We start from the raw sequence: 13077 nt of genomic DNA on the forward strand, positions 1-13077 counted from the left end.
GGGGCGCCGCTTTTTTGATGAGTTGTCAGGCGTCGGCCGGAGCCTCCGCCTGGCGTCCGGTCGGCTCAGGAACCGCTGGTCCGCGTGGTCTTCTTCGCGGGCTTCGCCTTCTTCGTGACGGTGGCGGCCTTCTTGGTCGCGGTGCTGTTGGCCTTGGACTTGGTGGCGGCGCTGCCTGCCTTGGCCGTCACCGTCTTCCTGGCCGGAGTCTTGGCCGCGGCCGTCTTCCGGGCCGTGCCACCGCGCCGCACCTCGACCTGCTGGGCATCGCTGACGCGGTCGGCACCGAGGATCTCCCGCAGGAACTTGCCCGTGTGGCTCGCCGGCACCCCGGCGACCTCCTCCGGCGTGCCCTCGGCGACCACCAGGCCGCCTCCGGCGCCGCCCTCGGGGCCCATGTCCACGACCCAGTCGGCGGTCTTGATCACGTCGAGGTTGTGCTCGATGACGATGACCGTGTTGCCCTTGTCCACCAGTCCGCCGAGGACCTTGAGCAGCTTGCTGATGTCCTCGAAGTGCAGACCGGTGGTCGGCTCGTCCAGGACGTAGACCGTGCGTCCGGTGGACCGCTTCTGCAGTTCGCTGGCGAGCTTGACGCGCTGCGCCTCACCACCGGAGAGGGTGGTGGCGGACTGGCCGAGGCGGACGTAACCGAGACCGACGTCGTTCAGCGTCTTCAGGTGGCGGGAGATCGCCGGGACCGCCTCGAAGAAGTGCATGGCCTCCTCGATCGGCATGTTCAGGACCTCGGCGATGGACTTGCCCTTGTAGTGGACCTCCAGGGTCTCCCGGTTGTACCGGGCGCCGTGGCAGACCTCACACGGGACGTAGACGTCCGGGAGGAAGTTCATCTCGATCTTGATCGTGCCGTCGCCCGCGCAGTTCTCGCAGCGGCCGCCCTTGACGTTGAAGGAGAAGCGGCCGGGCAGGTAGCCCCGGACCTTCGCCTCGGTGGTCTCGGCGAACAGCTTGCGGATGTGGTCGAAGACACCGGTGTACGTCGCCGGGTTGGACCGCGGGGTCCGGCCGATCGGCGACTGGTCGACGTGCACCACCTTGTCCACCAGGTCGTCGCCGTCGACGCGGGTGTGCCGTCCGGGGACGCTCCGGGCGCCGTTCAGCTCGCGGGCCAGGTGCGTGTACAGGATGTCGTTGACCAGTGTCGACTTGCCGGAGCCGGAGACACCGGTGACGGCCGTGAACACGCCCAGCGGGAAGGACACGTCGATGTCCTGGAGGTTGTTCTCGCGGGCGCCGTGCACGGTGAGCTGCCGGGACGGGTCGCGCGGGCGGCGTACGTCGGGGAGCGGGATCGACTTGCGGCCCGAGAGGTACGCACCGGTCTGCGACTCGGCGTTTTCGAGCAGTTCCTTCACGGAGCCGCTGTGCACCACCTTGCCGCCGTGCTCGCCGGCGCCGGGGCCGATGTCCACGATCCAGTCGGCGACCTTGATCGTGTCCTCGTCGTGCTCCACGACGATGAGCGTGTTGCCCATGTCACGCAGCCGGACCAGGGTCTCGATCAGCCGGTGGTTGTCCCGCTGGTGCAGACCGATGGACGGCTCGTCCAGGACGTACAGGACTCCGACGAGGCCGGAGCCGATCTGGGTGGCCAGGCGGATGCGCTGGGCCTCGCCGCCGGAGAGGGTGCCGGCCGCGCGGTTGAGCGAGAGGTAGTCCAGGCCGACGTCGACCAGGAAGCGCAGCCGCTCGTTGACCTCCTTCAGGACCCGCTCGGCGATCTTCTTGTCACGGGCGCTCAGCTTCAGCTCGCCCAGGAAGTCCGCGCAGTCGCTGATCGACATCGCGGAGACCTCCGCGATCGACTTCCCCATGATCGTGACCGCGAGGACGATCGGCTTCAGGCGCGTGCCCTCGCAGGAGGGGCAGGGCACCTCGCGCATATAGCCCTCGAAGCGCTCGCGGCTGGCGTCGCTCTCGGCCTCGCTGTGCCGGCGCTTGACGAAGGGCACCGCGCCCTCGAAGGGGGTGGTGTAGACCCGCTCGCGGCCGTACCGGTTGCGGTAGCGCACCTCGATCTGGGTCTTGTGGCCGTAGAGCAGGGCCTTCTTGGCGCGCTGCGGCAGACCCGCGAAGGGGATGTCCGTGCGGAAGCCGAGGGCGTCCGCGAGGGCGCTGACCAGGCGGCCGAAGTAGTCCTTGGTGTGTCCGTGCGACCAGGGGTGGATGGCGCCCTCGTCCAGGGACTTGTCCTCGTCCGGGACGATCAGCTCCGGGTCGACCTCCATGCGCGTGCCGATGCCGGTGCACTCGGGGCAGGCGCCGAAGGGCGAGTTGAAGGAGAAGGAGCGGGGCTCCAGCTCTTCGAAGGACAGGTCGTCGTACGGGCAGTAGAGGTGCTCCGAGTACATGCGCTCGCGCTCGGGGTCGTCCTCGGGGAGGTCCACGAAGTCGAGCACGACCATGCCGCCGGACAGGCCGAGGGCCGTCTCCACGGAGTCGGTGAGGCGCCGCTTGGCGGAGTCCTTCACCGTGAGGCGGTCCACGACCACCTCGATGGTGTGCTTCTCCTGCTTCTTCAGGACCGGCGGCTCGGACAGCTGGACGGTCTGGCCGTCCACGCGCGCGCGGGAGTAGCCCTTGGTCTGGAGGTCGGCGAAGAGGTCGACGAACTCGCCCTTGCGCTCGCGCACCAGCGGGGAGAGCACCTGGAAGCGGCTCCCCTCGGGCAGCTCCAGGACCTTGTCCACGATGGCCTGCGGCGACTGGCGCGAGATCGGGCGGCCGCACTCGGGGCAGTGCGGCTTGCCGATGCGCGCGAAGAGCAGACGCAGGTAGTCGTAGACCTCGGTGATCGTGCCGACCGTCGAGCGGGGGTTGCGCGAGGTCGACTTCTGGTCGATGGAGACCGCGGGGGAAAGGCCCTCGATGAAGTCGACGTCGGGCTTGTCCATCTGGCCGAGGAACTGCCGTGCGTACGAGGAGAGCGACTCCACGTAACGGCGCTGGCCCTCAGCGAAGATCGTGTCGAAGGCCAGGGAGGACTTGCCCGACCCGGACAGGCCCGTGAAGACGATGAGCGAGTCACGAGGCAGGTCGAGCGAGACATTCTTCAGATTGTGCTCGCGCGCGCCACGGACGATGAGACGGTCGGCCACGCCGGTCCGCACCTTTCTTGGGAGAAGTGACAGGGGCGGGGCCCCCGTGCTTCTTCAGACTAGGGGGAGCCACTGACAACGTCGGTCGGATTGCCCGGTTGCATAACAATCCCCGGCTACCCAGCATGCCCGACGCCGCCACCGACGATATAGCACGCGCATTCGATTTACGGGCGGCGTTCGTCACCTTCACCCGAAGGAGTGGCCGGGCTAGGGTCGGCGCCATGATGGATCACGCTCATGACCTGGCCTGTGTACGTGCGGCGACCGACCGGCTGCTCACCGCGCTCGCCGCACTGGACAACGCCGCGCTCGCCGGGCCGTCACGGCTCCCGGGCTGGAGCCGCGGGCACGTCCTCGCCCACCTCGCCCGGAACGCGGACGCTCTCGTGAACGTCCTTGAGGGCCGTCCCATGTACGCGAGTGCCGAGGCGCGGGACGCCGACATCGAGGAGGGCGCGCCGCGCCCCCTGGAGATTCAGGTCGCCGACGTCCGGGACAGCGCGGCCCGCTTGCAGGCGGCCGGGGAGGTGCCCGCGGACTGGTCCCGCACGGTGGAGCTGCGCAACGGGGTCACCGACTCCGCGTCGCGGGTCCCGTTCCGCCGGTGGGCGGAGGTGGAGCTGCACCACGTGGACCTCGGGATCGGGTACGAGCTGGAGGACCTGCCGGCCGAGTTCGCGGAGCGGGAGACCGGCTTCCTCGCGGAGCGCTTCTCCGGGCACTCCGACATCCCGGCGATCCGCCTCACGGACGGCACGCGCGCGTGGATCACCGGGCGCGGGGCCGACGTGCCCGGAATCACGGTGACCGGCCGGCCGGCGGACCTGCTGGGCTGGCTCGCCGGGCGCCGCGACGGCGCGGCGCTGGAGGTGGCCGGCGGGGAGCTGCCGAAGCTGCCCCCGCTCTAGAGGCCGCCCCGGCTCCAGGAGGCCCGCCCGCGGGCCAGCCGTCCGGGGGCCCGTCCGAGCGGCCGTGCGCCGGGCCGTCCCGCTATAGGCTGCGGTCATGACGTACTCCGGAGAGGTCAAGGTCGGCGGACCGGCGGATGTGCACGAGCTGAAGGACCTGATGATCACCAAGATCGCGGTCGGCCCGATGGACAACAACGCCTATCTGCTGCGCTGCCGGGCCACCGACGAGCAACTCCTGATCGACGCCGCCAACGAGGCGCACACGCTCCTCGGCATGATCGGTGACGACGGCATCGCGTCCGTCGTCACCACGCACCAGCACGGTGATCACTGGCAGGCGCTCGCCGAGGTCGTGGCGGTCACGGGCGCGCGTACGTACGCCGGCCGCGACGACGCCGCGGGCATCCCCGTGCCCACGGACGTCCTCGTCGACGACGGCGACGTGATCAAGGTGGGGCGGGTGGAGCTGACCGCGCGCCATCTGGTCGGTCACACGCCCGGTTCGATCGCGCTGGTCTACGACGACCCGCACGGCCACCCGCACGTCTTCACCGGCGACTGCCTCTTCCCCGGCGGTGTCGGCAACACGCGCAAGGACCCGAAGGCGTTCGCGAGCCTGATCCACGACGTGGAGACGAAGATCTTCGACGTGCTGCCGGACGAGACATGGGTCTACCCGGGGCACGGCAACGACACGACGCTGGGCACGGAGCGGCCGCATCTGCCGGAGTGGCACGCGCGCGGGTGGTGAGCGGGGAACGGGACCTTCACGGTCGGTCCGCACGGTTTCGTCCGTGAGCCCGTCCGCCTCCCCTGCCGGGCCCTCGGCGCGGAAAACACCGGTGCTCCGGCGCACTCGGTCGTGCACGCGCCCGGCGCAGGCACGTCGCACACGCGCCGGGCGCGCAGCTCGCACCACGCATGCTCCGGGCGCACACCGCCTCGGCACGCGCCCCGTGTGATTCCTTCGCACGTACCGAGCCCCCGTGCGCACTCGCGGAGAACGGCGCTCCGCTGTCAACTGGTAGCAGCCCGCGCAGGACAACAGCTCCTGAAGCGGCAGGGCCGCCGGTCTCCAACCCACCGCCCTCGGCCGGCGGCCCAAGCATCGCCTGCACGCGCGTAAGTGCGCGGCCACGTTCACACCGCCGCAACACCCGTTCCCACTATGCGGACAACTACCGCTGTGACCTGGACAGATGCCGCGTTCGCTGCCACTCTCCCGCCATGCATCCTGCCCCTCGCACCCCGCGCCGCGCGGTCGCCGCCGTCACCGTAGCCCTGCTCGCCACCGCTGTCGGCTGTGCGCCGCAGCCCGAGGAGGAGGCAGCCGCCACCTCGTCCGGGCCGGCCGCGAAGAGCTGCGCCAAGGGCAAGCTCGCCACGAAGGAGACAGGGAAGCTGACGATCGCGACGGACGAACCGGCGTACGAGCCCTGGTTCAAGGACGACAAGCCCGCCAACGGCCAGGGCTTCGAGTCGGCGGTCGCCTATGCCGTGGCGAAGCGGCTCGGCTATGACAAGAGCGCGGTCGTCTGGCAGAGCGTGCCGTTCAACAAGGCGTTCGCGCCCGGGGTGAAGAGCTTCGACTTCGACATCAACCAGGTTTCGATCAGTGACGAGCGCAAAAAGGCGGTGGACTTCTCCTCCGGCTACTACGACGTGCGCCAGGCCGTCATCGCGCTGAAGGGCGGCACGGCGGCCAAGGCGAGGAGCATCGCGGACCTGCGGAAGCTCAAGCTGGGCGCCCAGGTGGGCACCACGAGCCTCGACTACATCACCGACCTGGTGAAACCGGCACGGCAGGCGGCCGTCTTCGGCAAGAACGACCAGGCCAAGTCCGCGCTGAAGAACCGTCAGGTCGACGCCGTCGTCACCGATCTGCCGACCGCGTTCTACATCACCGCGGCCGAGGTGACGGACGCGGAGATCGTCGGCCAGTTCGAGAACCAGGGCGGCGCGTCCGAGCAGTTCGGGCTCGTGCTGGACAAGGGCAGCGCGCTGACCTCGTGTGTGACCGCCGCCGTCGACGCCCTGCGCGAGGACGGCACGCTGGCCCGCATCGAGAAGCAGTGGCTCTCGGACGCCGTCGACGCCCCGGTGCTCAAGTGACGGTCGTCAAGGGCGAGCCGGCCCGGGAAGGGGCGGACGGCACCGGTGACATGACCCGTGGCGGCCCCGACGGCGACGGCTACGTGCCCTCCGAACGGCGCTTGGCACGCGAACGCCACCGCCGCGCGCGTGCCCGTCGCGCCACGGCGATCGCGGCCCTGTCGACCCTCGTCACGGCGGCCCTGCTCTATCTGGTCGTCGTCAACGCGCCCGGCTGGCCGCGCACCAAGGAGACCTTCCTCAGCGCGCACTACGCGCGCGAGGCGTTCCCGAAGGTCCTCGAAGGGCTGTGGCTGAACCTCCGGCTGCTGCTGGTCTGCGGGGCCGCCGTCCTGGTACTCGGCATGCTGATCGCGATCGCGCGGACGCTGCGCGGACCGGTCTTCTTCCCTCTGCGGGTGCTGGCGGCGGCGTACACCGACTTCTTCCGCGGTCTGCCGCTGATCATCAACCTGTTGATCGTCGTCCTGGGCGTGCCGGCGCTGCGGCTGCAGGGGGTGACGGTCGATCCGGTGCTGCTCGGCGGCACCGCGCTGACGCTGACCTACTCGGCCTACGTGGCGGAGGTGTTCCGGGCCGGCATCGAGTCCGTCCACCCCTCACAGCGCGCGGCGGCCCGTTCGCTGGGTCTGACCAGCCGCCAGGCCCTGCGCCACGTCGTGCTGCCGCAGGCGGTGCGCCGTCAGGTGCCGCCGCTGCTCAACGACCTGGTGTCGCTGCAGAAGGACACCGGTCTGGTCTCCATCGGCGGTGCGGTGGACGCCGTGCGGGCGGCCGACATCATCGTGGGCCGCAGTCTGAACTACACGCCGTACATCGTCGCGGGGCTGGTCTTCGTGGCGCTGACCATCCCGATGACCCGGTTCACCGACTGGGTGACGGCCCGGATGGACCGGCGGCGGGTGCAGGGAGGGTCCCTGTGAACATCCGGGGAGGATCGCTGTGAGCACGTTGGAGAGCACGCCTGGGGACCACGGGCCCGTGCTGCGCATGGAGTCGGTCCGCAAGACCTTCGGCGGCTCGGTCGTCCTGCGCGACGTGCATCTGGACGTCGCCCCGCATACGGTGACCGCGCTGATCGGTGCCTCCGGTTCGGGCAAGTCCACCCTGCTGCGCTGCGCCAACCTCCTGGAGGAGATCGACGACGGCGCGATCTGGCTGGACGGCGAGGAGATCACCGACCCTCGGGTGGACCAGGACGCGGTACGGCGCCGGATCGGCGTCGTCTTCCAGGCGTACAACCTGTTTCCACACCTGACCGTGCTCGACAACATCACGCTCGCGCCGCGCCGGGTGCACGGGGTGGCCCGCGCCGAGGCCGAGGAACGGGCCAGGGAGCTGCTGGAACGGCTCGGCCTGGCCGGGAAGGCTGATGCCTACCCCGACCGGCTCAGCGGCGGGCAGCAGCAGCGTGTGGCGATCGTACGGGCCCTGGCGGTGCGGCCCCGGCTGTTGCTGCTGGACGAGATCACGGCCGCGCTCGACCCGGAACTGGTGGGCGAGGTGCTGGAGGTGGTCCGCGGCCTGAAGGAGGAGGGCATGACCATGGTGCTGGCGACGCACGAGATGGGGTTCGCGCGGGACGTCGCCGACCAGGTGTGCTTCCTGGACGGCGGGGTCGTACTCGAACGCGGCAGCGCCGAGCAGGTCTTCGGCGAGCCGCGGCACGAGCGCACCCGGCGCTTCCTGCGCCGTATCGTGGAGGCGGGCCGGCTGTAGACCCGCGCGCGGGGTTACGCGTCCGCCCGCGCCGCCCCGAGCAGCGCCGCGACCCGCTCCACGCCGAACACATAGCCCTGCACCCCGCAGCCGGCGATCACGCCGTCGGCGCGCTGCGAGACGTACGAGTGGTGCCGGAACGGCTCGCGCTGGTGGATGTTGGAGATGTGCACCTCCAGCACGGGCATCCCGTCGCAGGCGTTGAGCGCGTCCAGGATGGCGACCGACGTGTGCGAGTACGCGCCGGGGTTGATGACGATCCCGCAGTGCCCGAGCCGCGCCTCGTGGATCCAGTCGACGAGCTCGCCCTCGTGGTTCGACTGCCGGGCGTCCACCGTTCCGCCGTAGGAGGCGGCCGCCTTGGCGCACAGCGCCTCCACGTCGGCCAGAGTCTCCTTGCCGTAGATCTCGGGCTGGCGCTGGCCGAGCAGATTCAGGTTGGGCCCGTTGAGGATCATGATCGGGGCGTTGGCCAGGGTGCGGGGCACGGTTCCTCCGGTCCGTCGGTGGGCGGCGCGTCCGCGGCCGCCGCTCGTCACGGACCGGTCTATCACGCCGCCTTGGGGCGGGCAGAGGGCCGTGCACGCCGGTCGCCACGGCGTACACCACCAACCCCGTGATCACCTCCGCACGCCCCCGTAACTCCTGATCACGGTGGGTAGTTGACCCATCATGCACGATGTACAGGCTGTGAACAGGCCGTCCATGCCGCGCCTCGCCGCCGCCTCGCTCGCCGGGACGGCGATCGAGTTCTACGACTTCTTCGTCTACGGCACCGCGGCGGCCCTGGTGCTCGGACCGCTGTTCTTCCCGACGTTCTCGCCCCTGGCGGGCACGCTGGCGGCGTTCGGGACGTTCGGGGTGGGGTTCATCGCCAGACCGCTGGGCTCGGTGCTGTTCGGACATCTCGGAGACCGGCGTGGCCGGCGGCCGGTGCTCGTCGCCTCACTGCTGCTGACCGGCGCCGCCACGGTCGCGGTCGGCTGTGTGCCGTCCTATGACGCCATCGGCATCGCCGCGCCCCTTCTGCTGCTCGTCCTGCGCTTCCTGCAGGGGCTGGGACTCGGCGGGGAGTGGGGCGGGGCGGTGCTGCTGACCGCCGAGCACGCCCCGGCCGGACGGCGTGCCCTGTGGTCGAGCTTTCCGCAGATGGGCCCGGCGCTCGGCTTCGGGCTGGCCAACGGGGTGGTGCTCGCGCTGTCGACGGCGCTGTCCGACGCGGAGTTCGCGCGCTGGGGCTGGCGCGTGCCGTTCTGGGCGGCCGGAGCGCTGGCAGTGGCCGGCCTGTGGCTGCGCTCGTCCCTCGCGGAAAGTCCCCGCTTCCTGGAACTCGACGACCACGCGCGCGTGCCGTTCTTCGAGGTCGTACGGCACCACGGGCGGCTGGTGCTGCTGACGGCCGGGGCGCTCGCGTCGGGCTACGCGGTGTTCTACGCGGTGACGACCTGGGCGCTGGCGTATGCGACGGAACGGCTCGGCGTGAGCCGCACGGTCCTGCTGACGTGTGTCATGGGCGCGGTGCTCGTGCAGGGCGCGCTCGTGCCGCTCGTGGCGCTGTTCGCCGACCGGTTCGGGCGCCGGCCGATGTGTGTGGCCGGGTGCGTGGCCTGCGCCCTGTGGATGCTTCCGATGGTCGCGCTGCTGGCGACCGGAGAGCCGCTGCTGATGTTCCTCGGCATCCTGGGCGCCCTGCTCGCCTTCGTCACCGCGTTCGCGGTGATCGCCGCCTATCTGCCGGAGCTGTACGAACCGCGGGTGCGCTGCACGGGGGCCGCCGTGGGCTACAACCTCGGCGGGGTCCTCGGCGGCGCTCTCACCCCGATCGTGGCCACGGCGCTCGCGGAGCGGGGCGGGCGGGTGCCGTGGGGTGTGGGCGTGTATCTGACGGGGATCGCGCTGATCAGCCTGGTGTGCTTCACGCTGCTGCCGGAGACGCGGCCGGTGCCCGTGACCGCGGTGGAGCCGAAGCCGGTCACGGGCTGACCGGACGTGCCGGGCGGGCCGCCGGCTAGGGGTTGACCGCCAGTTCCAGGTAGGCCGCGAAGAGCACCAGATGGACGCCGCCCTGGAGCGGTGTGGCCCGGCCGGGCACCACGGTCAGGGAACTGACCACCACCGTCAGCGCGAGCATCAGCATGTGGGTCGGGCCCAGACCCAGGACGAGCGGTCCGGACAGCCAGACGGAGGCGAGGGCCACGGCGGGGATGGTCAGGCCGATGCTGGCCATCGCGGAGCCGAGCGCGAGGTTGAGGCTGGTCTGCACCCGGTCCCGGCGGGCGGCGCGCAGCGCGGCGATCGTCTCGGGCAGCAGGACGAGCAGGGCGATGATCACGCCGACCACCGCGTGCGGCAGGCCGGCCGCCGCCACGCCCGACTCGATCGTGGGCGACACCCCCTTGGCCAGGCCGACCACACCCACCAGGGCCAGCCCGAGCAGGCCCAGGCTGAGCCGGGCCGCGCGTGCGGACGGGGGCGATGCGTGGTCGTCGCCGCTGATGACCGCGCCCTGCCGGGGGACGGGCAGGAAGTAGTCGCGGTGCCGCACGGTCTGGGTGGTCACGAACAGTCCGTACAGGATCAGTGAGGACAGCGCGGCGAAGGTCAGCTGGACGGTGGAGAACTCGGGTCCGGGCTTGCTGGTGGTGAAGGTCGGCAGCACCAGGCTGAGTGTGGCCAGCGTCGCGACGGTCGCCAGCGCGGCGCCGGTGCCCTCGGGGTTGAAGAGCGCCGTGCCGTGCCGCAGGGAGGCGACGAGGAGGCAGAGCCCGACGATGCCGTTGCAGGTGATCATCACGGCGGCGAAGACAGTGTCCCTGGCCAGCGTGGAACTCTTGTCACCGCCATCGGCCATCAGGGTGACGATCAGGGCGACTTCGATGATCGTGACGGCGATGGCGAGCACCAGAGAGCCGAAGGGCTCGCCCACCCGGTGGGCGACCACCTCGGCGTGATGCACCGCCGCCAGGACGGAACCGGCCAGGACCAGCGTCACCAGGCCGACGAGGACGCCGGGCAGGTGCCGGCCCCAGGTGAGGGCCAGCAGGACGACCGCGAGCACCGGCACGAGCATCGTCCATTGACGGGTGAGCGACCGAAGCCGAGTGATCATGCGGCGATGGTCGCAGAGGCGTACAGGATTCGCATTCCGCTCTTTTCGGATACCTCTCATCCTTTCCGGCGCGGGTCCGGTGCCGGTGGGACCGGAAGCGCCTCATGGCGAGACCTCGCCCAGGAGGCTGGGCGAGGTCTCGGACTTCACGGCGGTGCCTGCGGACGGCGGCACCGTCACACGTCGACGCGCTCCTTCGGGGCGCCTTCGGCGTCGGTGTGCGCCGCCTGCTTCCTGGTGGCGAGCAGGCTGGTGACCGTGGTGACGACGAGGACCAGGCAGATCACGCCGAGCGAGACGGGGATGCTGATCTCGGGGACGTGGACACCGGACTCGTGCAGGGCGTGCAGTACCAGCTTGACGCCGATGAAGCCGAGGATGACCGACAGCCCGTACGACAGGTGGACCAGCTTCTTGAGCAGTCCGCCGATGAGGAAGTACAGCTGGCGCAGCCCCATCAGGGCGAAGGCGTTGGCGGTGAAGACGATGTACGGGTCCTGGGTCAGGCCGAAGATCGCGGGTATGGAGTCCAGGGCGAACAGCACGTCGGTGGTGCCGATGGCGAGCATCACGACCAGCATCGGGGTCATGACGCGCTTGCCGTTCTGCTGGATCCACAGCTTGGTGTCGTGGTAACGGTCGGCCACGCCGAAGCGGCGCTCGACGGCCTTCAGGAGCTTGTTCTCCTCGTACTCGTCCTCCTGCTCCTCCGCACGGGCCTCCTGGATGAGCTTCCAGGCGGTCCAGATCAGGAAGGCGCCGAAGAGGTAGAACACCCAGGCGAAGCTGGCGAGGATCGCGGCACCGGCGGCGATGAAGACGGCCCGCAGGACCAGGGCTATGAGGACGCCGACGAGCAGGACGCGCTGCTGGTACTGGGTGGGCACCGCGAACTTCGCCATGATGAGGACGAAGACGAAGAGGTTGTCGACGCTCAGCGACTTCTCGGTGATGAAGCCCGCGAAGAACTCGCCGGCCGGCTGTCCGCCGCCGAAGACGAGGAGGCCGAGACCGAAGAGGCCGGCCAGGGTGATCCAGACGACCGTCCAGACACCCGCTTCCTTGATCGACACCTCGTGTGGCTTGCGGCCGATGAAGAAATCGACCGCGATCAGCGCGGCGAGACCCGCGACGGTGAGGACCCACAGGCCCATAGAGACTTCCACTGCACCTCCGGCATTACGTGACGGCAAACACATCAGCGTTGTCGCTGCCGGAGGTCTCTTCCACCCGCGATGGGCCGACGCCCCGGGACCAGAACAGGTCCGTATTGACGGGTGCGCCGCAGCAAGGAGTACTCCCCTCCGTACGGAGAACAGTACCCAATAACCAAGAGAAGGTAAAGAGCTTAGTAAAGCAACTACCAAGTCGCCAGGTCAGAGCCGTTTTGCCAACGCTTGGTACAAGTCCCGTTCGCTCGCGCGTCCCCGAGCCCTGCGGGCGGGCTCCCGTGCTCAGAGATGCTCGCGGATCGCCGGCATGAGGTCCTGGAAGGTGCGGCCGTTGGCCGGGGCGCCGAGGGCGGTCATCGTCCAGCCGGAGCCCACCCGGTGCACCTTGGCCATGATCTGGGCGGTGTAGTCGCCCCCACCGGCCAGGGTGTAGCGGGCGAGTTCCTCGCCGTTGGTCTCGTCCACGAGCCGGCAGAAAGCGTTCTGCACCTCCTGGAACGTCTGGCCGGTGAAGGAGTTCACCGTGAAGACGATCTGGTCGACGCCGGTCGGCACACGCTGCAGGTCCACCAGGATCGCCTCGTCGTCGCCGCCCTGGCCGGCGCCGCCGACGAGGTTGTCACCGGTGTGACGCACCGAACCGTCGTCGCTCACCAGGTGGCGGAAGAAGACGACGTCCTGCGGTTCCTGGCCGGCGAAGAGGACCGCCGAGGCGTCCAGGTCGACCTCGCGGGTGCGGGAGCCGAACAGGCCGCGCCGCTTCGCCGCCTGCCAGCCGAGCCCCATGCGGACCGCGCTCAGGGTGGCCCCGTCGTTCTTCTCCAGGCTGATGGCCTGACCCTTGGACAAGTTGACCGACACGGCTGAATCCCCTCTCGACAGTCCCCTGCTGCCGCGCCGGGCCGTTGCGCGGCGCGGTTGTCCAGAACCCT

At 70.1% G+C, this 13077-nt stretch carries 11 protein-coding genes; 6 read left to right on the forward strand and 5 right to left on the reverse strand.

Features of this window, described 5'->3' with window-relative positions; genetic code table 11:
* Positions 1–65: 65 nt before the first annotated feature.
* Positions 66–3119 carry an excinuclease ABC subunit UvrA gene (uvrA, locus tag ABD350_RS00445; RefSeq protein WP_344345270.1) on the reverse strand — a complete coding sequence of 1018 codons (3054 nt, stop codon included), beginning with the start codon at positions 3117–3119 and terminating at the stop codon, positions 66–68.
* A 224-nt stretch (positions 3120–3343) separates the two neighbouring features.
* Between uvrA and ABD350_RS00450 the strand changes: the two genes are divergently transcribed.
* The 5 genes from ABD350_RS00450 (at position 3344) to ABD350_RS00470 (ending at position 7864) form a co-directional block, all read left to right on the forward strand.
* Positions 3344–4030, forward strand: a complete 687-nt coding sequence (locus ABD350_RS00450) for a maleylpyruvate isomerase family mycothiol-dependent enzyme (protein ID WP_344345271.1) — start codon at positions 3344–3346, stop codon at positions 4028–4030.
* A gap of 97 nt (positions 4031–4127) precedes the next feature.
* Positions 4128–4784, forward strand: coding sequence for an MBL fold metallo-hydrolase (locus ABD350_RS00455; RefSeq protein ID WP_344345273.1), 657 nt, complete (start codon positions 4128–4130; stop codon positions 4782–4784).
* 476 nt (positions 4785–5260) lie between these two features.
* Entirely contained in the window at positions 5261–6145 is an 885-nt protein-coding gene (locus tag ABD350_RS00460; protein ID WP_344345274.1) for an ABC transporter substrate-binding protein, read from the forward strand.
* Positions 6142–7068 (forward strand): amino acid ABC transporter permease, encoded by a 927-nt coding sequence (locus ABD350_RS00465; protein ID WP_344345276.1) that lies wholly within the window; start codon positions 6142–6144, stop codon positions 7066–7068. The genes ABD350_RS00460 and ABD350_RS00465 overlap by 4 nt, the downstream gene beginning before the upstream one ends.
* Before the next feature lie 67 nt (positions 7069–7135).
* Entirely contained in the window at positions 7136–7864 is a 729-nt protein-coding gene (locus ABD350_RS00470) for an amino acid ABC transporter ATP-binding protein (protein ID WP_344345748.1), read from the forward strand.
* A gap of 14 nt (positions 7865–7878) precedes the next feature.
* Here the strand turns inward: ABD350_RS00470 and aroQ are convergent, their stop codons facing one another.
* Positions 7879–8352 (reverse strand): type II 3-dehydroquinate dehydratase, encoded by a 474-nt coding sequence (aroQ, locus tag ABD350_RS00475; protein WP_344345277.1) that lies wholly within the window; start codon positions 8350–8352, stop codon positions 7879–7881.
* Positions 8353–8536: 184 nt separating this feature from the next.
* On the opposite strand from aroQ, the gene ABD350_RS00480 reads away from it, so the two are divergent.
* Complete coding sequence (locus ABD350_RS00480; RefSeq protein WP_344345279.1) at positions 8537–9847, forward strand: MFS transporter; 1311 nt, start codon at positions 8537–8539, stop codon at positions 9845–9847.
* Between the two features lie 25 nt (positions 9848–9872).
* Here ABD350_RS00480 and ABD350_RS00485 read toward each other — a convergent pair whose 3' ends face one another.
* The 3 genes from ABD350_RS00485 to ABD350_RS00495 form a co-directional block, all read right to left on the reverse strand.
* Complete coding sequence (locus ABD350_RS00485; RefSeq protein ID WP_344345280.1) at positions 9873–10973, reverse strand: calcium:cation antiporter; 1101 nt, start codon at positions 10971–10973, stop codon at positions 9873–9875.
* Positions 10974–11149: 176 nt separating this feature from the next.
* Positions 11150–12139: a TerC family protein gene (locus tag ABD350_RS00490; protein ID WP_344345281.1), complete on the reverse strand. Its 990-nt coding sequence runs from the start codon at positions 12137–12139 to the stop codon at positions 11150–11152.
* 288 nt (positions 12140–12427) lie between these two features.
* A complete protein-coding gene (locus tag ABD350_RS00495) occupies positions 12428–13006 on the reverse strand; it encodes a TerD family protein (RefSeq protein WP_344345283.1) in 579 nt (192 codons plus the stop codon).
* Positions 13007–13077: the final 71 nt, after the last annotated feature.

The sequence above is a fragment of the Streptomyces nogalater genome, from assembly GCF_039532885.1.
Lineage (GTDB): Bacteria > Actinomycetota > Actinomycetes > Streptomycetales > Streptomycetaceae > Streptomyces > Streptomyces nogalater.